The sequence below is a fragment of the Erysipelothrix piscisicarius genome (genome assembly GCF_003931795.1).
Classification (GTDB): Bacteria; Bacillota_I; Bacilli_A; order Erysipelotrichales; family Erysipelotrichaceae; genus Erysipelothrix; species Erysipelothrix piscisicarius.
Genome location: NZ_CP034234.1, coordinates 1139305 through 1161247, shown reverse-complemented (window position 1 = coordinate 1161247; position 21943 = coordinate 1139305). Strand labels below are relative to the sequence as shown.

Annotated in this window: 20 protein-coding genes, 3 pseudogenes and 2 riboswitches; of the genes and pseudogenes, 11 read left to right on the top strand and 12 right to left on the bottom strand. The window is 36.2% G+C overall.

Annotated elements, in window-relative coordinates:
• From EEI45_RS05835 to EEI45_RS05790, 11 genes are all read left to right on the top strand, one after another.
• Positions 1-1206 (top strand): glycosyltransferase family 4 protein, encoded by a 1206-nt coding sequence (locus EEI45_RS05835; protein ID WP_125164504.1) that lies wholly within the window; start codon positions 1-3, stop codon positions 1204-1206.
• A gap of 5 nt (positions 1207-1211) precedes the next feature.
• Complete coding sequence (locus EEI45_RS05830; RefSeq protein ID WP_125164503.1) at positions 1212-2225, top strand: polysaccharide biosynthesis protein; 1014 nt, start codon at positions 1212-1214, stop codon at positions 2223-2225.
• Positions 2226-3335, top strand: a complete 1110-nt coding sequence (locus EEI45_RS05825) for a polysaccharide biosynthesis C-terminal domain-containing protein (RefSeq protein ID WP_125164502.1) — start codon at positions 2226-2228, stop codon at positions 3333-3335. It begins immediately after the preceding gene.
• On the top strand, positions 3336-4460 hold the full coding sequence (gene wecB / locus EEI45_RS05820; protein ID WP_125164501.1) for a non-hydrolyzing UDP-N-acetylglucosamine 2-epimerase: 1125 nt from the start codon (positions 3336-3338) through the stop codon (positions 4458-4460). It begins immediately after the preceding gene.
• Entirely contained in the window at positions 4460-5632 is a 1173-nt protein-coding gene (locus EEI45_RS05815; protein WP_125164500.1) for a glycosyltransferase, read from the top strand. Before wecB ends, EEI45_RS05815 begins: the two co-directional genes overlap by 1 nt.
• A gap of 58 nt (positions 5633-5690) precedes the next feature.
• Positions 5691-7436 (top strand): NTP transferase domain-containing protein, encoded by a 1746-nt coding sequence (locus EEI45_RS05810; RefSeq protein ID WP_125164499.1) that lies wholly within the window; start codon positions 5691-5693, stop codon positions 7434-7436.
• Positions 7437-8021, top strand: coding sequence for a LicD family protein (locus EEI45_RS05805; protein ID WP_267128104.1), 585 nt, complete (start codon positions 7437-7439; stop codon positions 8019-8021).
• Between the two features lie 22 nt (positions 8022-8043).
• Entirely contained in the window at positions 8044-8271 is a 228-nt protein-coding gene (locus tag EEI45_RS09940) for a LicD family protein (RefSeq protein WP_267128103.1), read from the top strand.
• On the top strand, positions 8261-9199 hold the full coding sequence (locus tag EEI45_RS05800; RefSeq protein ID WP_125164498.1) for a DMT family transporter: 939 nt from the start codon (positions 8261-8263) through the stop codon (positions 9197-9199). Before EEI45_RS09940 ends, EEI45_RS05800 begins: the two co-directional genes overlap by 11 nt.
• Before the next feature lie 112 nt (positions 9200-9311).
• Positions 9312-11069 (top strand): NTP transferase domain-containing protein, encoded by a 1758-nt coding sequence (locus EEI45_RS05795; protein ID WP_125164497.1) that lies wholly within the window; start codon positions 9312-9314, stop codon positions 11067-11069.
• Entirely contained in the window at positions 11056-12249 is a 1194-nt protein-coding gene (locus tag EEI45_RS05790) for an ethanolamine utilization protein EutH (RefSeq protein WP_125164496.1), read from the top strand. Before EEI45_RS05795 ends, EEI45_RS05790 begins: the two co-directional genes overlap by 14 nt.
• Before the next feature lie 42 nt (positions 12250-12291).
• On the opposite strand, the pseudogene EEI45_RS05785 reads toward EEI45_RS05790, so the two are convergent.
• The 12 genes and pseudogenes from EEI45_RS05785 to EEI45_RS09320 form a co-directional block, all read right to left on the bottom strand.
• Positions 12292-13442 (bottom strand): annotated as a pseudogene (locus EEI45_RS05785) (IS3-like element ISErh1 family transposase).
• 141 nt (positions 13443-13583) lie between these two features.
• Positions 13584-14612 (bottom strand): adenine deaminase C-terminal domain-containing protein, encoded by a 1029-nt coding sequence (locus EEI45_RS09340; RefSeq protein ID WP_228410245.1) that lies wholly within the window; start codon positions 14610-14612, stop codon positions 13584-13586.
• A complete protein-coding gene (locus tag EEI45_RS09335) occupies positions 14600-15274 on the bottom strand; it encodes an amidohydrolase family protein (protein ID WP_228410244.1) in 675 nt (224 codons plus the stop codon). The genes EEI45_RS09340 and EEI45_RS09335 overlap by 13 nt, the downstream gene beginning before the upstream one ends.
• Positions 15274-16173: pseudogene (locus EEI45_RS05775) on the bottom strand (ABC transporter substrate-binding protein); the annotation flags it as partial. The pseudogene EEI45_RS05775 and the gene EEI45_RS09335, both read right to left, overlap by 1 nt.
• Before the next feature lie 138 nt (positions 16174-16311).
• Positions 16312-16470: a hypothetical protein gene (locus EEI45_RS09935; protein ID WP_267128165.1), complete on the bottom strand. Its 159-nt coding sequence runs from the start codon at positions 16468-16470 to the stop codon at positions 16312-16314.
• A gap of 420 nt (positions 16471-16890) precedes the next feature.
• A pseudogene (locus tag EEI45_RS09325) lies at positions 16891-17175 on the bottom strand (ATP-binding cassette domain-containing protein); the annotation flags it as partial.
• Positions 17127-17315, bottom strand: coding sequence for a hypothetical protein (locus EEI45_RS09930; protein WP_267128102.1), 189 nt, complete (start codon positions 17313-17315; stop codon positions 17127-17129). The gene EEI45_RS09930 and the pseudogene EEI45_RS09325, both read right to left, overlap by 49 nt.
• Positions 17315-18097, bottom strand: a complete 783-nt coding sequence (locus EEI45_RS05765; RefSeq protein ID WP_125164495.1) for an ABC transporter permease — start codon at positions 18095-18097, stop codon at positions 17315-17317. Before EEI45_RS05765 ends, EEI45_RS09930 begins: the two co-directional genes overlap by 1 nt.
• Positions 18090-18923, bottom strand: a complete 834-nt coding sequence (locus EEI45_RS05760; protein ID WP_125164494.1) for an ABC transporter permease — start codon at positions 18921-18923, stop codon at positions 18090-18092. The genes EEI45_RS05765 and EEI45_RS05760 overlap by 8 nt, the downstream gene beginning before the upstream one ends.
• 50 nt (positions 18924-18973) lie before the next feature.
• Positions 18974-19070, bottom strand: a riboswitch (purine riboswitch).
• Positions 19071-19095: 25 nt separating this feature from the next.
• Positions 19096-19198, bottom strand: a riboswitch (purine riboswitch).
• A 67-nt stretch (positions 19199-19265) separates the two neighbouring features.
• Complete coding sequence (locus EEI45_RS05755; RefSeq protein ID WP_125164493.1) at positions 19266-20177, bottom strand: hypothetical protein; 912 nt, start codon at positions 20175-20177, stop codon at positions 19266-19268.
• A 42-nt stretch (positions 20178-20219) separates the two neighbouring features.
• Positions 20220-21407, bottom strand: a complete 1188-nt coding sequence (locus tag EEI45_RS05750) for a phosphopentomutase (RefSeq protein ID WP_125164492.1) — start codon at positions 21405-21407, stop codon at positions 20220-20222.
• Positions 21394-21921 (bottom strand): tyrosine-type recombinase/integrase, encoded by a 528-nt coding sequence (locus EEI45_RS09320; RefSeq protein WP_267128101.1) that lies wholly within the window; start codon positions 21919-21921, stop codon positions 21394-21396. The genes EEI45_RS05750 and EEI45_RS09320 overlap by 14 nt, the downstream gene beginning before the upstream one ends.
• Positions 21922-21943 lie beyond the last annotated feature (22 nt).

The window sequence follows — 21943 nt, the reverse complement described above, 5'->3', positions numbered from 1 at the left end:
ATGAAAGTACTTTATTTGAGTTCTACCAATTCAGGGATGCATCGTCACAGTATTTACTTTGATTTGCTTTCTGAGTTCCAAAAAAAAGGTCATGATGTTACCATTGCTTATGCCCGTGAAAAACGTTTAGACCAAGAAACCGAGTATTATGAACAATTTGGCATGCACTATCTTGGTATTAAAACAGGAAATTTAACGAAAAATAGTAACCTAATCGATAAAGGTATCGCAACGCTTAGAATTGATTCACAATTTAGAAGCGCACTTAAGAAGCATTTAGGTCATGAATCGTTTGACTTAATTCTCTATTCGACGCCACCCATTACGTTACTCAAAACAGTTAACTATCTTAAATCAAAAAATCCCAATGCATTATGCTATCTCATGCTTAAGGATATATTTCCACAAAATGCAGTTGACCTTGGTTTTATGAAAGCGAACGGACTTATTCATCGTTTCTTCGCTCATAAAGAAAAAGCGCTCTATAGAATGTTTGATGTAATTGGTACCATGTCACCCGCAAACCTAAAATACATGGAAATTCACCATCCTTCTACAATTGGGCGGCTTGAAATTTTACCAAATGCTTTGGATATTAATGAAAACAATACGGCACATGACAGCATTTCTATCCGTGAAGCCTATGCGATTCGAGATGATCAAACAATTCTTTTGTACGGAGGTAATTTAGGAGCTCCGCAAGCAATCCCATTTGTCATTGAGTGTATTGATCGTATTAAAAATGATGAACGTATTGTTTTCTTAATTGCAGGATCGGGTGCTAAAGAAGATCTTATTACCTCATTTATTAAAGAAAAAAATATATCCAATACACTTTTCCTAGGGCAACTTGAAAGTAGGGTATATAATAGTCTTGTAAGTCAATGTGATGTTGGTTTAATTTTCTTAGATCATCGTTTTACAATTCCTAATTACCCACAACGCCTTTTAACCTATCTTGAGGCTTCAAAGCCGGTTGTTTGTGCAACAGACACTGCTACAGATATTGGAACCATTGCAATGTCAAATGAGTATGGATTCGGAATTGAAAGTACTGATGTTGATGCATGGTATCAAGCAATTGACACGCTTGTATCAAATCAAGATTTAAGAAAAAAAATGGGTGCAAATGGACATGATTATTTAATGAATCATTATACTGTTGCACATGCATACGAAATAATTATAAAACACATGGGAGCGTAAAAATTATGTTTGAAAATAAAGTATTACTCATTACAGGCGGTACCGGTTCATTTGGAAATGCCGTAGTACGTCGACTCTTAAAAGAAGATATTAAGGAAATCCGCATTTTATCGCGCGATGAGAAAAAACAAGATGATATGCGTAAGTTTTTCAATGATGATCGCTTAAAGTTCTATATTGGAGATGTTCGTCAGAAAGAATCCTTGATTCATGCAGTTCGTGGTGTTGACTACATCTTCCATGCAGCTGCGCTTAAGCAAGTTCCTTCATGCGAGTTTTTCCCAATTGAAGCCGTTAAAACAAACGTTATTGGAACCGATAATGTATTAGAAACTGCTATTGACTGTGGTGTAGAACGTGTTGTATGTCTTTCAACAGATAAAGCAGCATATCCAATTAATGCTATGGGAATTTCAAAAGCGATGATGGAAAAAACATTTGTTGCGAAAGCTCGGATTGCGAAAGAAACCAATACCGTTATCTGTGGAACGCGATATGGAAATGTCATGGCTTCACGCGGATCTGTAATTCCATTATTCTTAGAACAAATTCGTATGGGTAAAGAATTAACCATCACAAATCCCCACATGACCCGTTTCTTGATGAGTCTTGACGAAGCAGTCGAATTGGTATTATTTGCCTTTGAACATGGCGAACCGGGCGATCTCTTTGTACAAAAATCACCTGCAAGTACAATCGAAGATTTAACCCAAGCGATTGTCGAACTCACAGGATATCAAAAAGGAACACGTATCATTGGTACACGTCATGGAGAAAAACTCTATGAAACCCTTCTAACAAAAGAAGAGTTTGAAAAAGCTGAAGACCTTACAGATTATTATCGTGTACCGATGGATCAACGCGATCTCAACTACGATAAATATTTCATGGAAGGTGAGGAAATTCATGAAGAACAAGAATATAACTCTCATAATACATATCGCCTAAATGTAGAAGAAATTAAGGCTAAGTTAGTCGATCTTTATGAAATTAAAGATGAGCTAAAGGGTATGATGTAGATGAAAATTCTGGTTACCGGTGCATCAGGTTTTGTTGGAAAAAATCTGATTGCGACATTAGATCATCTTGGACACAAAGTCCTTGCTTATGATCGCAATAATACTCTTTCTGAACTTGACGATTACTGTGCTCAAGCAGATGTTGTCGTTCACCTTGCAGGCATTAATCGTCCGACAGACCCCGAAGAATTTCAGAAGGGAAATGTAGGTTTTACAGAACACCTTTGTAATGCTCTTGAAAAAAATAAAAATAAAGCGCCCATTCTTGTTTCTTCAAGCATTCAAGCAGTATTGGATAATGAATATGGGCGAAGCAAACGTGAAGGGGAGTCCGTTTTGATAAACCATATAAAACAAACCGGAGCACCTGTTTGGATCTATCGTTTTTCAAATTTATTTGGAAAATGGTCGCGACCACATTACAATACGGTCATTGCAACATGGTGTCATGCGATATCACGAAATGAACCCATACAGATTAATGATCCCGATGTTTCATTAAATCTTATGTATATTGATGATGTTGTCTTAGAGCTTATACGTGCAATAAATGGAACGCCTACCATTGTGGAGGAAATCTATTGTACTGTCCCAACATCTTATGATGTGACTTTAGGTGAAATTGCTGACTTATTATATGCTTTTAAAGCGTCACGTGATTCCCTTTTTGTACCGAATCTTAAGGATGGATTCGAGAAAAAACTATACAGTACTTATTTAGCTTTTCTACCCAAAGATAAATTTAATTATTTCCTCGATATGAAATGTGATGACCGTGGATCCTTCACAGAATTTTTAAAATCTCCTGATCGTGGTCAGGTAAGTATTAATATATCGAAACCCGGAATTACAAAGGGGAATCATTGGCATCACAGTAAAAACGAAAAATTTCTTGTTGTTTCGGGTCAAGGCTGTATCCAATTTAGAGATATCTTTGAAACAGAAATTATAGAATATCATGTATCTGGGGATAAACTCGAAGTTATCGATATACCTACTGGATATACGCACAATATCATTAATACGGGTACTACGGATTTAATTACGGTGATGTGGGTGAATGAACCGTTCAATCCCGAAACACCCGATACACACTATTTGGAGGTTTAGATGAAAAAACTAAAAGTTATGACTGTCGTGGGAACACGCCCCGAAATAATTCGATTATCCGCTGTGATAAATCGTTTAGAATCAAGTGATGCAATTGACCACGTGCTGGTTCATACAGGTCAAAACTACGATTATGAATTAAATGAAGTCTTTTTTAACGATTTTAAGCTTCGAAAACCAGATTATTTTTTAGAAACCGCAACGGGAAAACCAGTGGGAACCATTGGTAATATTCTTATCAATATTGAACCTGTTTTAGAAGAAGTGAATCCCGATGCATTTTTAGTGCTTGGCGATACAAACAGCTGTCTTTGCGCAATTGCTGCAAAGCGAAAACAGATTCCAATATTTCACATGGAAGCTGGAAATCGTTGTTTTGATCAACGCGTTCCTGAAGAAACAAACCGTAAAATTGTTGATCATATTTCTGATATCAACCTTACATACAGCGATATTGCACGTGAGTATTTATTGCGTGAAGGTTTATCCGCAGATCGCGTCATTAAAACTGGAAGCCCAATGTTTGAGGTAATCCAATCGCGTCATGATGATATTGCTGCAAGTAACATTCTAGAAACACTTAATCTCACGAAAGGTGAATATTTTGTCGTTTCCGCTCATCGTGATGAGAATATTAACTCAGAGAAGAATTTCTTAAATCTTGTTGATAGTCTCAATGCGATTGCTGAAAAATATCAGATGCCAATCATTGTGAGCACACATCCTCGAACAAAAAATATGATTGATGCGAAGGGTGTATCCTTCCATCCGCTTGTAAAAATCATGAAACCAATGGGATTTAACGATTATGTTAAACTTCAAATGGAATCGAAAGCGACACTCAGTGATAGTGGTACAATTAGTGAAGAGTCTTCAATTCTGAGATTTAAAGCGCTTAATCTACGTGAAGCACACGAACGTCCAGAAGCAATGGAAGAAGCATCGGTCATGATGGTAGGTCTTGGAAAAGAACGTATTCTACAAGGGTTAGCGGTATTAGAAACGCAAGAACCCAATACGTTGCGCCATGTTGCTGATTACAGTATGCCAAATGTATCCGAAAAGGTATTACGCATAATCATTTCATATGTTGACTACATCAATCGTACTGTTTGGAGCAAATAATGAAGGTTCTATTTATTAATTCGGTATGTGATTATGGCAGTACTGGTAAAATTGTACGCGATCTCGCAAATGGATTAAAAAAAGAAGGCCATGAGGTTTTAATCAGTTATGGACGTCATGATGCCAAGGACAAAACAGACACTTTTTATATTGGCGATAAACGCTCTACATATAACCATGTTCTTATGACTCGACTCTTTAACCGTCACGGTCTTCATTCAAACCGTGCGACTCAAAAACTGATTCAAAAAATTGAATCCTACCAACCCGATGTAATTCACTTGCATAACCTTCACGGCTATTACTTAAATGTTGAAATGTTATTTGAATCGCTTAAATCCTATAAAGGGAAGATTTATTGGACATTCCATGATTGTTGGCCAATAAGTGGTAGTAGTGCATATTTTGACTTTCATGGATGTAAAATGTGGGATGAGGGATGTGTCGAATGCAATTCAACACGTGATTATCCAGAGGCATTGCTTTTCAAACGTCAAAAAAAGAATTTCTTATGGAAAAAGAATGCATTTAGCGGACTTGATAATTTAACCTTAATTACGCCTTCATATTGGCTTAAGAACTTACTCTCAAAAAGTTTTCTTTCGCAATATCCATGTGAAGTGATTCATAACGGTATTAATACAGACCTATTCAAACCGACTTATGATCAAGAATTAAGCCAAAAATACGAAGGAAAACGCGTATTACTGGGTGTAGCAAGCATTTGGGAACAACGGAAAGGTTTAAATGATTTCATTAAATTGAGTACGATGATTTCTGAGGATTACAAAATTGTCCTGATTGGTTTAACAGAGGAGCAAAAGAAGGCATTACCCGCTTCAATTGATGGTGTTTTAAGAACCGATAGTGCTGAGCAACTGGCCGCATATTACACGCTCTCTTATCGTTTTATAAACCCAACTTACGAGGATAATTATCCAACTACAAATATTGAAGCCTTATGTTGCCAAACACCGGTTATCGCTTACGATACGGGTGGGAATAAAGAGGTTGCTGATCATCCTTTTATGACTATTGTCAAACAAGGTGATTTGGATGCGATTGTGGAGACGCTGGAATCAAATCAAACCGTATCTTTTGATGCGTTTGACGACTTGATACATGATTCACATACTTTTGTCGCAAACACTCTTAAGTTATACCAAAGGTAATTGATAAACCTCTGTTCAAATGTTACAATGTGGTAGCAAATTTGAACGGAGGTTTTTAATGTTTTCGAAATTTTATATAATCAGAACGTTACTTGAGCAAGAAATTTCATCACAGCGTGAATTAAGTAAACACACAAATTTTTCCTTAGGGAAGGTTAATTCACTCTTAAATGATTGCATCAATCGAGGATATGTAAATAATTTCAAGATTACTCAAGAGGGACTTCGATTCCTTGAAGAATATGAAGTCGATAATGCCATTATCATAGCAGCAGGATTTGGTTCACGGTTTGTACCTTATACCTATGATACTCCCAAAGGTCTCATGGAAGTTCACGGTGAGCGTATGGTTGAACGCTTAATCAAGCAACTTCAAGAAGTTGGAATAAAAAAAATATATGTCGCCGTTGGCTATCTCAAAGAAAAATTTGAATACCTTGTTTTAAAGTATGGTGTTGAACTGATTCATAATCCCGATTATCATCGATTCAATAATATTTCAACCCTATATCATGCCCAAGATGTTATGAAAAACACCTTAATCATGCCCTCAGACATTTATATTACAGAAAATATGTTTCATAAGTATGAATATAAGTCATGGTACGCTACGACGTATTTCGAAGGGGAAACGGATGAATGGACGGTACACACAGCTCCTAACGGTCTCATTACAGATATGGAAATTGGCGGTAAGGATGTTGTAGGCCTCTATGGACCAACGTTCTTTGATGCCAAGACGTCAAAAGAAATCATCGAGGCTGTGAATCGTGATATTAAAATTGCAGGAAAAGAACAATATTACTGGGAGAACTGTTGGCTTGATCGAATTAACAAGATTCAAATCTTTTCAAATGAGGTCAAAAGGGATTCCATCTTTGAATTTGAAAGCATCGAGGAATTGCGTGTTTATGATCCATCGTACTTAACTGAAACTAAAAATGAAATGATTACAATTATTTGTGATGTTTTTGATGTTTCTTCCCAAGACATCAGTGGTATTGAATCCATGAAAAAGGGGATGACCAATGATTCATTTATATTTAGAGTCAACAATAAGTCATACGTGTTTAGGGCCCCTGGAAAAGGAACTGAGCAACTCATTAACCGTCGCCAAGAAGCAGAAGTATATCAGACGATAAATCCTTTAAAAATATCAGATAAACTTTATTATATAAACCCACATAATGGGTATAAAATTTCACGGTACTATGAGCATTGTGAATCAATCAATCACGACGATATTCCCCAAGCATTTAAAATATTGCGAACGTTACATACAAGTGGTATATCCGTGGATCATACGTTCGATCTTGAAGAACGCATTGCTTATTATATGATGTTATGTAAAGATTCAAACGCAATTTTATTTGATGATATCAATGAAGTTTCAAAACTGATTGAAGAAGAAATTGAATATTTGAAACAACTAGATCGTCCGAAAGTTTTATGTCATATTGATCCTGTTGAGTCAAATTTCGTGAAACTGTATGATGGTTCCTTAAGGCTGTTAGACTGGGAATATGCCGGTATGAGTGATCCAATTTTAGATATTGCCATGCATGCAATCTACTCTGGTCATCAAGAAACACGAATTTTAGAATTAATAGAAATCTATCTTGAACGAAAACCTACAAAACAAGAAACGAAAATCTTATATATGTATGTGAGTTTGTCAGGATACTTATGGGCACTTTGGGCTCAATTTAAACAGGCAAGGGGTGAATCGTTTGGAAGTTATGCATTAGATCAATACCATTACGCACATAAATATGCACGCTTAGCGTTAGCTATGGAGGACTAAATGAACAAACTACAGCAAGAAGAGTTGAATATTCTCATTGAATTTGATCGGATCTGTAAAAAACACAACATAATCTATTCGTTGTCATCTGGAACATTACTGGGGGCGATTCGTCACCAAGGCTTTATTCCATGGGAGGATGATATTGATGTAAATATGTCCCGCAGTGAATTTAACCGATTTGAACAGGTTGTAGCTGAAGAATTGAATCAAGATTTTTTTTACCAATCATTTAAAACTGAAAAAGATCACTATCATGCTTTTAGCAAAATTCGAAGTAACAAAGTAGAACTTGTAGAGAAATCTACAGACTATCTCAATATTAATCATGGTGTCTGGATTGATATCTTTCCTTATGATAATATTCCAGATGATTTAGAACTTCGTAACGAGCAAAAGAAAAAAGTTAGTTTCTACAATAAATTGATCTCACTATTTGTATATACATTTGTAACTGATGAAGATTTAGGGAAAAAACGTTTAATTAAAAGCACATTCTATCACTTAAATCGAATCTTTTATCGTGTTAATTTCTTACTCCCAACGCTCTATAAAAACGTCAGGTTTGGATTGAAAATACAATAATGATAAAACGGAGTATGCAAATATGTTGGTATTCAATTTTAATGACGCAATCTATCAGGCAACTTTCATTCGTAATGCGATCTTAGACTCCGTGACTGCAGGTGTCTTTGAAAATCATCAATTTTTAATTCCAGCGGAATATGATGAAATTCTTACATTAAACTACGGAGACTATATGCAGTTACCGCCAGAGTCAGAACGTGTTTCAAATCATGAGGTAGTATTAAAGGATCATCGAAATGCATCATAAAGGAACAGTTACAGGTCTATTCTCAGGACTATTCTGGGGACTTGATACTGTAATGATTGGTGTTGTTCTCGCTTCGGCAATGTTTATCGCATTTGGGTCTAACGCACCCCTTATATCGACCTTTATCCATGATGGAGCGTCATTTATCTTTTTACTGATGCTGCTGATTTTTCAAAATCAATTGAAAAATTTCATTAAGGTTTTATGCTCAAAATCAGGGCTGGTGATTGCAATCGCGGCCCTTCTGGGTGGACCTCTAGGAATGGGGGCATATATTTTATCCATTAACCATCTTGGACCCGCAATCTCAGCAAGTATTTCAGCAATCTATCCGCTCTTCGGAGCACTCTTGAGTTTTATTATCCTAAAAGAGAAACCGAACAAGCGAACTATTTTGGGTTTATTTATCGCAATCACCGCTATTATCCTGATGGGTTTTACAGGGAGCATGGGAATTTCAAACTTAAAACTCGGTCTTGTCTTCATCAGTATTTGTGTTATTGGATGGGGGAGTGAAGCTGTAATAATTAGTACAGCACTCAAACAAGACGTCCCATCACATATTGCGCTAACAATTCGTCAGTTTGTATCTTTTATAACTTATGGACTAGTTATTATGCCGATAATCGGATATCATCAGCTTCAAAACATCAGCGTAATGAACCCAATATTTTTGATGGTTGTAATCAGTGGTATTATTGGTTCAATTTCCTATTCGTTCTACTATAAATCCATTTCATTAATCGGTCCAAGTAAAGCAATGGGTTTAAATATCAGTTATCCAGCATGGGCATTTTTCTTTCAGTTTATGGTTGATCAGACCTTTAATTTTAAGCAATTCATACTTGTAATTTTTATCATGATGGGTTCGATTCTTTCCTCCGAAAATCCGGGTGAATTGGTAGAACTTTTTAAGCGTAAAAAATAGTATAAAAATAACCAAAACAGCATCGAATCATGCTGTTTTTTATTATGTTCATTTTCTTTATAATATTGTCTTTATTGAACATAGATGATAAAATTACTAAAAGGAGAATTTCATGAATATCTATCAATTTAAATTATTACGTGAGTGTTTATCAGGCATTGAACACTCACCAGAAATGTTCAATGAAGCAATGAAAATGGCACAGGAATCCCTTGAAACGATGAACTACCTTGACCAAGATGGTAAGGTGACGGCAAAGGGATCCCAAGCAATGGAATCTTACCGCGTTGACAATGCCATCATTATGGCTGCGGGTATGTCATCACGCTTTGCACCACTCTCATATGAGCGTCCTAAAGGACTTTTAAAAGTTCACGGTGAAGTCCTGATTGAAAGACAAATTCGTCAATTACATGAACGAGGCATTACTGATATTACAATTGTACTGGGTTATATGAAAGAACAATTTTATTACTTAGAGGATAAGTATCAAGTTAAATTTGTAGTGAATGATGATTATTATCGTTACAATAACACATCCACATTGATGCTCGTATTGGATCAATTGAAAAATACATACATTTGTTCTTCCGATAACTACTTCGTAGAAAATGTATTCAATCAATATGAATATAAAACAACATATCCCGTTCAAATGCATGCATCCCATGAAACGGGGGAATATTATGCGGATTTTACCGATGAAGGGCTCATTACTAAAATTGGAATCGGATCCGGTTCTTATTACTGTATGGTCTGTCACGTTTTCTTTGATCGAACGTTCTCACACGATTTTAGTGAACTTCTTAAACAAGAGTATCCAAAAGAAGAAACAAAAGCAAAACTTTGGGAAAAAGTATATGTTGAACATATGAATCAATTCGAAATGTATGCGGAAGTATACTCCCCAGATATTATAAAAGAGTTTGATTCACTGGAAGAACTGCAAACTTTTGATGCTTCCTATTTAGATATAAAAGATAGTGAAATTTTCAATAATATTATATCTGTCCTTCACTGTAACGTTTCAGATATTACCGGGATTGTACCGATTAAAGATGGTCTCACCAATCTATCGCTCAAATTTGAATATGATGGAAAATTCTATATCTACCGTCATCCAGGTGTTGGAACCGATGAATACATCAATCGTAAATCAGAGTTTTTTGCACAGCATAAAGCAAAAGAATTAGGATTTGATGATTCATATATTTATATGGATCCCGAAAAGGGCTGGAAACTCTCATTTTTTATTGAACAAGCACGAAAACTTGATTATCATCAATGGGATGAAGTAAAACAAGCACTCGAAATGATTAAAGACATGCATGACCAACAACTTGAAGGTGAATTCGAATTTAATATATGGCAAAAATCATGTGACTTTATTGAAAAACTCTCAATCGAAGATCGCAACGCCTTCGATGATTTTGATGCATTATTCGAGATGGTTGAATCCGTTAAAGCATATGCTGATAACGATAAGGTTCCATTGCGTCTATGTCATTGTGATTTCTACGACCCTAATATCCTATTTTCAGGTAATTCATTATACCCAATTGATTGGGAATATGCAGGCGTTGATGATCCAGGGGTTGATATTGGTACCTTTATTGCATGCTCCGACTACACTTATGAGGAAGCAATGAAAGTCCTCAATCTTTATAACAAAGCACCGATGGATCCTTTAATGCAACGTCATTTTATCGCATATATTGCGATTGCATCATACTATTGGTTTGTTTGGGCCATTTTCCAAGAATCGAATGGCGCAGCGGTAGGTGAATATCTTACAATCTGGTATAATAACTCAAAATCTTATGGAAACAAAGCCTTAGCGCTCTATGAGGGAACCTATGAAAATCATTAGTGATATTGTAATCTACATCATCATGGCCTGTGCTGTCATTGGATGTTTCTATTCAATTAAAGATAGTGAATCCGAATTGGGTCAACAATTTACTGCAGGAATTGAAGCAATTGGAGGTCTTTTTATACCAATTGCTGGAATTATGGCAGCATTGCCCATCCTCAATATCTTTATTTCTAAATTTATTGCACCACTGTTTACCGTTTTTGGTGCTGATGCTGCAATGGCAGCAACATCTTTACTCGCTGTTGATATGGGTGGGTATCAACTTGCAGCGGCTTTAGCACAAACCCACGAAGCCTGGATTATTTCAATGACCGTTGGTTATATGGCAGGTGCAACCATTGTATTTAGTATTCCCATTGCCACAAAAATCATTGATGTTAAATACCACCGTCAACTCTCAGTTGGTACAATGATTGGGTTTATTACCATACCAATAGGTGTATTCATCACCAATGTTCTTATCATGATATTTAATCCAATGGTTCGCACTATCGTATCATCAGATCCCAATGCACCCCAAATCCTTTTAAACATGACACTGATGATTCTGGTTAAAAATTTGCTTCCACTGATCATCATTTGCCTCTTGATGGCAATAGGTCTTTGGAAAAAATCAGAACTTATGATTAAAGGATTTCAGTATTTTTCAAAATTTATTGAGATTTTTACAAAAGTCATTCTTACAATCAGTATTCTCGAACATTTCACACATATCTTTACCAATTTATTGGGTGGTTATATTCTTGATCCCATTATTGCGGACAGTATCGATATTGAACGTGCCCTCGAAGTTGCAGGGTATATTGGTTTAATGTTAAGTGGAGCATTACCTATGGTCTATTTAATTGAAACGAAACTTAAAAAAACCATTGAAAATCTTTCTGACAAATTAGGTATCTCTCGAAAAATTGCGACCGGTATCCTTGCGAGTTCTGCAAATGTCATCGCAGCATTTGCAATGATTGATGATACTATGAGTGATCGTGAAATGATTGCCATTACAGCATTTTCAGTTTGTGGTGCATTTGTTATTGGTGACCATCTCGCATTCACCGCTAATTTCCAACCACAGTTAATCCTTCCGTTAATGATTGGAAAACTTACTGCAGGACTTCTTGCAGTTTGGATTGCACTCAAAGTAACATCTAAAACCTCAATAAATAACACACTTTAAACGGAACTGACCTAGTTCCTTGGGACTAAAGAAAAAACCAAGTTAGGATGAAGTTAACCGATAATTTACGGGAGATTGATATCCTAGCTTTTCTTGTATTCGATTTTCATTGTAATATTTTAAATAGTTTATCACAGTTTGTGATACAATTTCAGTAGAACCCTTTAGTTCTGGGTTTAATTCGAATGTTTCACACTTTAGCGAGGCATGAAACGATTCGATAGGAGCATTATCAGCGGGTGTACCCTTACGGGACATACTCATGGTAATGCTTTTATTTTTTACTTTGAGTTGATACTCTTTTGATGTATAGACACTCCCTTGATCAGAATGAAGAATACATGGCTGAACGATATCCGGAAGTTGATTTAATGTATCAACCACACATTCTAGGTTTTGTCTGTCACTCAATGTAGACGCAATAATCTCACCATTATATAAATCCATGATCGTAGATAAATAGAGCATCTTATGGCCATAAGGGATGTAAGTGATATCTGTCACCAATTTCTCTAGAGGACGTAGTGATTTAAAGTCGCGATTAATGATATTGGGCATAATGATCTTCGGATTTTTGTTTTTTCGATACCGTTTGACCTTAACACGGCATTGACATTGGTGTTTCTGCATTATCTTTTGAACAGTGTTCTTATTGATAATTCTTTCTTTTCGAATTAATGCAGTTATTTTTCGATATCCATAACGAAATTTATTTTCTTTACAAAGTTCAATTACTAATGCTTCATTGACAGAATAATTATTAGACTCTAGTTGCTCTTTTAGTCAACGGTAATACGTTGACTTAGGTCCCCCAAAAAGATTCAAGATATCTTTAAGAGATACAGTGTTGCGATACTCTTCAACGAGCTTGATGATTATTTCAGGAACCACATCCTTTCTCTTTCCAAATACTTTTTTAATAGTTCAATTTGTTGCTCCAAAGATTTAATTCTAAGTCTTTGTGTTTCTTCGACCGTGTCTCCTTCAGGCCCTTTTCCAAAAGTATATTGCTTGCCTACAGGTTGAGAAAATCGATAGTGTTCACCATTTCGATACCATCTCCACCATGTTTTGACTTGTGTTACATTTTTTATTCCAAGTTCAGTCTGAATAAACCTGCTTGAGTAGCCTGCCAATTTCATTTCTATAACTTTCATCTTTGTCTCATAGCTATGCATAGTTCGTGTTCCCATATAAAAACCTCCTATATTAAACTATTTTACAATAATTCTCATACAAGAGGTTTTTTTCTTTAGTCCCACGGAACTAGGTCAGTTCCCTACACTAATATCGGTCTTTTTTTATTATTTATATACAACTTCGTATAATCTATATTATGTAATATTTGGATTTATAAATAATGGCTTGATTTCTTGAGTTCTCACATCGACATAAACTTTATCGGATATTTTTAAGCTTGGTGATACGATTAAGCCTAAAACCGAAAAGCTCATTAATCCATTTTGAGCCTCATAACCCAATGTTCTTAAGTCATGTCTTATCTGTGATACATCAAGTGCTAGAGATTCCATTGATTGTGTAGAGACAATGCCACCATACGATAAAGGAACGAAATGAATGTTCTTGTTGATGATGGAAACAATACCACCTGGCTTATCAATTAAGTGATTTACGGCATTGACCATATCTTGTACATCCGTTCCCATAACGAGTATGTTGTGATGATCATGGGTCCAAGAAGTAGCAACTGCCCCCTTCTCTGTAAAACCATTATCGGTAAAACCAATTGCAATTGGACTTTGATGTCCATAGCGCTCAATTACCGCAATCATTGTGAGTCCTGCATCCTGCCACTGTAAGACCCCTTCCCTCACAGGAATGGATTGATTTTGTTCTTCGGTAAATGTATTGGTAACTTCACGGTGCATAATTCTTATTGTTGCTTCGTCACCTTTAATTTTTGAAATTGAAGATACAATATCTGCTTCAGTAATCGGATTTCGCTTGATAGTATTAAATATTGAGTCATCATCGAAAAGAAAGTGTTCATGCTCAAGATTTTGGACGTTAATCCCTTTTTTATATACGGATTGGATCGCAAAAGCATCTAAATCATCAAGGATTATAAAGTCTGCCAGTTTTCCAGGAGATAAAACACCTCGATCATTCAGTTGCATCCGCTGTGATTGGACTAGCGTTGCTGCATAAATTGCATCTTCTGCGCGCATCCCACATTTGATGCACAATTGAATAAGATGGTTCATATGTCCTTTGTGAATTAAGTCATCGGGCATAACATCATCGGTTACTAAACAGAAGCTTCCGTGAAGCTTATACTCACAAAGCGTCGCGATTGTTTCCCTACTGAGTGATTTTTCCTGCATTTGAACTAAAACGCCCATACGTGTACGTTCAAGGATTGATTCTGGAGTTTGCAATGTATGATCTGAACCAATCCTCGCTGAATAAAACGTGATAATTCAAGCCCTGTTATTCTTGGAATATGGCCTTCAATTGGTGATCCAGGTTTGCATTCTTTAAACGTTTCAATAATTCTACGAGTCATGGTATCTTCATCAGAAATGACATCTTTGAAATTCATAATCTCACCCAATGCAATCACTTTAGGGTGTTTACAGAGCGTTCTAATCGCTGATTCATCAATAATTCCACCTGTAGTCTCTAGAAATGGGTTTGTGGATGGAACGGAAGAAGGAATTGCATAAAAGATATCAAGGTTCGTATCGATGTCCATAAAATCAATCAACCCTTCGGTTCCAAACACATTACCAATTTCATGTGCATCCGCTACAAGAGTCGTTGTACCCATTGGAAGCACGGTGTTTGAGAACTCATTTGGATTTGTCATGGAACTTTCAATATGCATGTGAATATCGATAAGACCAGGAATAATCCATTTGCCTTCTACATTAATTTCATGATCCGGATTGATTTTTGCCTCCCCAATATGGTAAATCATTGAATCTTGAATGTAGAAGTCTCCTTTTTCAAATTGTCGCTGTGCCGTGTTGTAAAGGAAAGCACCTGTAAATTTTGTAATCATTATTGGTTCATCAAACGATTGTAACGGTCAATCCACTCAGGCATTAGAGGATTCATTACTTCGTAATTTAGTGTTTTTGCCTTTTCAGCGATAGGTCCATAGGTTTTGTTTAATGCAACCTCGTCATTAAGCACAACATTTTTATTAACAGGCGCCTCATTCAGTGTTGCAGCAGTTTTCTCTTGTAGCACTTGACTTAAACGCCAATCAACAAATTTGTAGGCAAGCTCTTTATTTTTTGAGTTCTTATTAATTTCAATGGTATTAAAGTTTGCATAGGTACCAGATTCTGGGAATACAAGTTCAGCCGTTGGTACAGATTTCTTTATGACATCAAAACCAAAATCACCCACAACAGCAACATCGATTTCTCCAGTACTCATCATGACAGAGAGATCTGAGGATTTTTTATAAGTCTTTTTAATATTTGGTTGCAACGCTTCTAGCCCTTCAAATGCTCTCTCACCGTTATCACTGCTTAAATCGCCTCCACTGTAATCATTTGCCATTTGAATCATTGCAGGACCAAATGTAGAAGCAATTTCAGGGATTGCTACTTTTCCAACAAGATCTTCACGCCATAAGTCTTTCCATGATGCGATTGGCTCCTTAACAGTGTCAGTATTATAAACGATACCAATACTATTTATTGTATAAGGTACACCATAACCACGTCGTGTTACTTCTTGAGCTGCATCAATGAGGGCTGATCCATTTTCCAATTTATTAAGGTCTATTTTCTCAAATAAATCCGCTTGATAACCATCATCTGCTGCTTTTTGTGATAACTCAATAACATCAATGTTACTGTTGTCCCCACTACTGAATTTCGCAAAACGTTCTGAAGTACTACCGCTGTCTAAAACAATCTTTACATTATGCATTTCTTCAAACGGTTTAAAAACCTCATTTCTTAAGACTTCTTCACTAAGTCCCCATCAGGATACAACTAATTCTTGAGTCTCTTTTTTTTGAGAACATCCACTTACCATTAATAATACAAGCGCTAATGCAATTTTCTTTTTCATATTTTCCTCCTAAATAAAGACAATTGATTCTGGATTTATTCTAAACGATACGACTGAATGAATCTGAAGTTTTTCTTGTGTGCATAATTTAAATGCACCACATTCAGTCTCTAATTGATATTGATAACAACTCCCTAGGTATGCAACAGAACTAATGAGTCCTGACATTTCATTAATTCCCGAACCGAGCATGAGGTCTGAAGGTCTAATACCAAACGATTTTGACGACACATAATCTTTTGAAGCAATGAGACCTTGTCCATTATTTAAAAACTTGAAATCTTCGATTGGTTTTATGTTTTCAAATCCAACAAATTCCGCCACATAATGCGTTTGAGGACTTGAATAAATCACTTCAGGTGTGTCCAGTTGTTCAATTTTGCCGTTATTCATAATTGCAACACGATCACTTATCGCAAAACACTCATCTTGATCATGGGTCACAAATACAGTAGTAATCTTCAGTTCTTGTTGTATTCGTCGTATTTCCTCCCGCATTTGAATCCTAAGTTGAGCATCAAGATTACTCAAGGGCTCATCAAGCAGTAATAACTTCGGCTTAATAACAAGGGCTCGAGCGAGTGCAACACGCTGTTGCTGGCCTCCGGATAATTGACCTGGATAACGATCGAGCAGTTCTGTTAAACCGCAAATACGGGCCATTCCTTCAACCTCACTTGCAATCATGCCACGATTTACCTTTCGTTGTTTTAACCCAAAGGCAATATTTTCACGAATGCTTAAATGAGGAAATAACGCATAACTTTGAAACACCATTCCAAAATCTCGTTCATTTGTTTTAACCTCATTCATTCTTTTATCTTCTACATAAAATGTTCCCGTCCGAATTGCATTAAATCCTGCAATGGTACGTAACTTTGTAGATTTACCGCCCCCTGATGGTCCAAGTAGAGATAAAAGTTCCCTTCTCTTATCTCTAAATCTAAATCTTGAAGCACATTGTGTTTGCCATCATAAGAAACACTAATTTGATCTAATACCGCAAAATTCATTAAACATTCGCTCCTTTTTTACTCAATCCTTTGTCCATGACAAACATCAGTACCATTGTAAATGCCATAAGAATAACAGATAATGCACTCACTACTGGATCAAAATTATACTCAATATGATTCATGAGCGCCCCAGGTAATGTATTCATTCCCGGACCTTTTAGAAACATCGAAACGGGTAAATTATTAAACGAATTAATAAATCCCATGATGCTTGCCGATACTAATGCATCTTTGATATTTGGAAGTACAACTTTCACAAAGCCTTCCAATTGTCCACAGCCCAATACAACAGCTGCCTCATGAATGCTTAAGTCAAATTCATGAAGTGAGGCACAAATTATTCGAATCGTATAAGGAAATACAATCAACATATGACCAATAATTAAAGCGATATTCAAACTTAAATGAAGCTGAATCACTAAGTATTGAAAAAGTGCATAAGCGAGTACAATTGAAGGTATTAATGATGGTGCGAGAAAAATTGAGTTAATTCGCTCACTCCACTTCCCTTTATTTACCACGAGTGCATACGAAGCTGGAATTGCAATCACCATACATAAAATCGTAGCCAATACAGATATTTTCAAACTTAATACAAAACTTTCCATAAATACTTGAGATTGAAACACTTTAGAGAACCAAGTTAACGTAAATCCTTGAATTGGAAATTGAATAATCGGAGCTTCTCCAAAAGCTGTCACCGTGATGATTATCAAAGGAATTCCAATAAAACTTATCGCAAGATAAGCAATGCAATCGAGAAAACGACTTTTATTCATGAGACATCCACCTTTGATCAACTTTATGACTTAAGTAGGTCATTAATTTCATAATGCCTGCAGAAAGAAGAATCATGATAAATGCGAAGACACTTGCCGATTGCCAATTCATGAGCTCATTGGACTGCTGATACAAAAGCGTAGAAAGCATCATATTCTTGTTTCCACCAAGTAATGATGGTGTAACATAGGCACTTATTGTTCCGGTGAAAACAAGTACCGAACCCAAGACAATTCCTGGGAATGTGACTGGCAATACAATTTCTTTAAATATTGCACCACTTTTCGCACCTAAAGTCTGTGCGGCTTCGACTAATTTCCCATCAACCTTCGATAAAACGGAGACCAACGTATTAACCATAACGGGAAGAAATAAATAAACAGATCCAATGATAATTGAAAATTCTGTATACATAAATCCTATCGGTTCTTGGATCAAATTAAAATTTAAGAGTGTTTGATTCAAAAAAACGTTCTTACCGAGAATCGTAATCCAGGCAAACCCACGAATTACTGCGTTTGTAAATAAGGGAAATAACACGAGTGCCATGGTTAATTTCCGACGCAATTCAGATCCAGTTACGATAAAATAGGCTGTTGGAAATCCCAATACAAGGCATATCAATGTCGTAACCAGACCAATACGGATGGTCCGTATCAAAATACTTTGATAAAACGGATCCGTAAGGACAGATGTATAGTTTGTAAATGTAATACCATTATTGATGAATGTGGGCATAATGGTAATCACAAGTGGAATTATCATAAAAACAACGACGAGTAATAATCCCGGAAAAAGATACACCGAATTTTTAAAACGTTTCATGGACGCCTCCTAACAAAATAAAAGCTTTCTATCAACATAATGATAGAAAACTAAAAAACACTTTCTATCATAGTCTGATATTTACGGTATCAGGTAGAAACGTGTCCCTTATTAGACACATATATGATAAAAAAGATTCTATTTTAATATAAAAAAAGTTTTTACCAATAGGAAAAAGAACTTTTCCTATCGTAGTCCGATCTTTTCATTGGTATCGGCTAGAAACTATCACTCCATATTAGTGATGATATACGATTCGTAAAAACATGGATATTATAGCATGTCACTTTATTTAATCAAGTGAATTTTGAAAAATAAAAAAAACAAGATTATGATATCTTGTTATTGTATTTGTCTGCTGAGTTGATTCAGTTTCAATAAATAGGACTCTAAATCATGATTTTGATAAGCATGAAGCATCTGTTCAATCCCCTTTGGATTTAGATGGACCAAAGCAACAATCGTGTTATGCTCATCATAACCAACAATCGCTTCGCCCTCCTCGGTATTCTCCCATTTCCGTTCGACGCGTGCACAAAATGTAGCGAAAACATCTTGAGCCTTCATCGCAAAAAATTCACGGTCTTTGATATACGATTGTACAGTATCCCTAGGTACATAGTATGCATCCACAAGGACCAAATCATCCATATAAATGGGATACTCATGACCATTAATTAATTTGAATTCGATTGATTGCGTGTACTCTAAAGCCTCTTCAGTCTCATTGATTAGATCTTCATTTTCAGATAAAAGACGCAGCTCGAGTGTTTTCTTAAAATAAGACTCTGCGAGCGTAAATTCATTCATTTCAAGCAAACACTTACCCCGTTCATGATAGATTCGATCTAAAACATGTGGAATTTCATCCAAATGTTCATGGGTTTCAAGTGAATCAAAGAGTTCAATCGCAATTTCATAATATTTTAAACATTTTAAAATTATTGCCTTATCAATGAGATTCATGAGCTGAATTTCATTATGGGGCGTCCCATAAGCATAATCAATACACTTTTCCATATAGTAAAGCGCATCTTTATACTGATGATTAAGGCGGTAAAGGTATGATAGGTTAGAGTTTAAGGTATAGCGTTCGGTTACATTTAAATCCGCAACGAAAATACGTTCCCCTTCCAGAATAAGCGTTACAACCGAATCGGGATTATAGGCTTGTTCGCGTAAATTTTGAAGTGGATCGTAGAGTACATAACCTTTTATAACACGAACCGCATCACAAAATTCTATAAAGTTCATAGATCCTCCTTTTAGAAAAGCACCAGAAATCTGGTGCTTAAATTATTTTAACTGTTCAAGAACCGACGTTCCATATTCAGTCGGCTTTGCACCAAAGTTATCCACGATTGTTGCACCTAAATCAGAGAACGTATTATTTTTTTTCAAGAGACCTTTTCCTTCTAAAAATGGTGAGTAATAAAGTACAGGTACTTCTTCACGAGTATGGTCTGAACCTGTGTGCGTTGGATCATTTCCGTGATCAGCCGTTATAATGAGTAAATCACGATCACCAATATATTGAAGGAGCGTTCCAAGTTGAACATCAAATGCTTCTAAAGCCTTTCCATAACCAATTGGATCGCGACGATGACCATACATTGCATCAAAATCTACAAGATTCACAAACATAAATCCGTTGAACTTATGATCTCGAGTAATACGAATTGTTTCTTCCATTCCGTGCTCATTACTCTTGGTTCGATAAGCTTCGGTAATACCTTCTCCATCAAAAATATCTGCAATTTTTCCGACACTAATCACATCGTTACCATTCTCTTTTAACGAGTCAAGTGCCGTTTTTCCAAATGGTTTTAAAGCATAGTCGTGACGGTTTGAAGTACGTTTAAATGCGCCTTTACCCTCACAAACAAATGGGCGAGCAATAACACGACCTACTTTCCATTCATCTTTCATGGTTAACTCACGGGCGATTTCACAGCATCGATAAAGTTCATCTAGACCAAACACCTCTTCGTGTGCTGCAATTTGAAGCACTGAATCCGCTGAAGTATAGACGATCATTTTCTTTGTCGCCATGTGCTCTTCACCCAACTCGTCCAATATTTCAGTTCCGCTTGCTGCCTTATTTCCAATAATGCCATAACCGGTACGCTTTTCAAGCTCATCTAAGAGTTCTTTAGGGAATCCTGTCTCGGTAAACGTGATAAAAGGATTTTCAATATAAAGACCCATCATTTCCCAATGTCCTGTCATCGTATCCTTACCATTAGAAGCTTCAATCATTTTTGTATAGTATGCTTGAGGTTCCTCAACTTGAGATACACCTTTAATATTATGTAAATTACCAAGACCAAGTTTTTCCAAATTTGGCATGTTAAGCCCATCCATTGCCTCTGCAATATGGCCTAACGTATCTGTGCCAACATCACCAAACTTCGCTGCATCATGTGCTGCACCGGCACCAACTGAGTCCATTACTACTGTAATAATTCGATCAAATTTCTTCATCTCTATTCCCTCCTTGATTCGAAAAACCACCTTTTAAATACTGATCATACTCTCGCTTCAATGTCTTCTTATTTACGTGAGTATAAATCTGAGTTGTTGAGATATCTTGATGACCGAGGAGTTCTTGAATAATACGCAAGTCTACGCCTGTGTCTAAGATAGCTGTTGCGAAACTATGTCGCAAAGTATGCGCTGAAATCGGAGTTGTAATTCCCATTTCTTTACATCTAGATTTTATCATAGAATCGATATATTGTCTTGAGATTCCCTTGCCTTTTGCGTTAATAAATATTCGATCTGATGATTGAATCAGCCACTGCGGCCTAATGTCATTCAGATAATCATTCAGACTATCAATTGCATCTTCTGATAAGGGAATCATCCGCTCCTTGTTCCCTTTCCCAAGAATTCGCAACCACTGTTGGTCAATATAAACGTGTGAAAACTCTAAATGAACACACTCCGATACGCGTAGACCACATCGATAAAGGAGCATTAAAATCGCATAATCCAAATAATCTTTACCGGTAACACGA

Excerpts from the sequence above, each read along its gene's own strand:
- EEI45_RS05835 (WP_125164504.1), top strand. The coding sequence starts at position 1 with ATGAAAGTACTTTATTTGAGTTCTACCAATTCAGGGATGCATCGTCAC.
- EEI45_RS05830 (WP_125164503.1), top strand. The coding sequence starts at position 1,212 with ATGTTTGAAAATAAAGTATTACTCATTACAGGCGGTACCGGTTCATTT.
- EEI45_RS05825 (WP_125164502.1), top strand. The coding sequence starts at position 2,226 with ATGAAAATTCTGGTTACCGGTGCATCAGGTTTTGTTGGAAAAAATCTG.
- wecB (WP_125164501.1), top strand. The coding sequence starts at position 3,336 with ATGAAAAAACTAAAAGTTATGACTGTCGTGGGAACACGCCCCGAAATA.
- EEI45_RS05815 (WP_125164500.1), top strand. The coding sequence starts at position 4,460 with ATGAAGGTTCTATTTATTAATTCGGTATGTGATTATGGCAGTACTGGT.
- EEI45_RS05810 (WP_125164499.1), top strand. The coding sequence starts at position 5,691 with ATGTTTTCGAAATTTTATATAATCAGAACGTTACTTGAGCAAGAAATT.
- EEI45_RS05805 (WP_267128104.1), top strand. The coding sequence starts at position 7,437 with ATGAACAAACTACAGCAAGAAGAGTTGAATATTCTCATTGAATTTGAT.
- EEI45_RS09940 (WP_267128103.1), top strand. The coding sequence starts at position 8,044 with ATGTTGGTATTCAATTTTAATGACGCAATCTATCAGGCAACTTTCATT.
- EEI45_RS05800 (WP_125164498.1), top strand. The coding sequence starts at position 8,261 with ATGCATCATAAAGGAACAGTTACAGGTCTATTCTCAGGACTATTCTGG.
- EEI45_RS05795 (WP_125164497.1), top strand. The coding sequence starts at position 9,312 with ATGAATATCTATCAATTTAAATTATTACGTGAGTGTTTATCAGGCATT.
- EEI45_RS05790 (WP_125164496.1), top strand. The coding sequence starts at position 11,056 with ATGAAAATCATTAGTGATATTGTAATCTACATCATCATGGCCTGTGCT.
- EEI45_RS09340 (WP_228410245.1), bottom strand. The coding sequence starts at position 14,612 with ATGGGCGTTTTAGTTCAAATGCAGGAAAAATCACTCAGTAGGGAAACA.
- EEI45_RS09335 (WP_228410244.1), bottom strand. The coding sequence starts at position 15,274 with ATGATTACAAAATTTACAGGTGCTTTCCTTTACAACACGGCACAGCGA.
- EEI45_RS09935 (WP_267128165.1), bottom strand. The coding sequence starts at position 16,470 with ATGTCAGGACTCATTAGTTCTGTTGCATACCTAGGGAGTTGTTATCAA.
- EEI45_RS09930 (WP_267128102.1), bottom strand. The coding sequence starts at position 17,315 with ATGAATTTTGCGGTATTAGATCAAATTAGTGTTTCTTATGATGGCAAA.
- EEI45_RS05765 (WP_125164495.1), bottom strand. The coding sequence starts at position 18,097 with ATGAATAAAAGTCGTTTTCTCGATTGCATTGCTTATCTTGCGATAAGT.
- EEI45_RS05760 (WP_125164494.1), bottom strand. The coding sequence starts at position 18,923 with ATGAAACGTTTTAAAAATTCGGTGTATCTTTTTCCGGGATTATTACTC.
- EEI45_RS05755 (WP_125164493.1), bottom strand. The coding sequence starts at position 20,177 with ATGAACTTTATAGAATTTTGTGATGCGGTTCGTGTTATAAAAGGTTAT.
- EEI45_RS05750 (WP_125164492.1), bottom strand. The coding sequence starts at position 21,407 with ATGAAGAAATTTGATCGAATTATTACAGTAGTAATGGACTCAGTTGGT.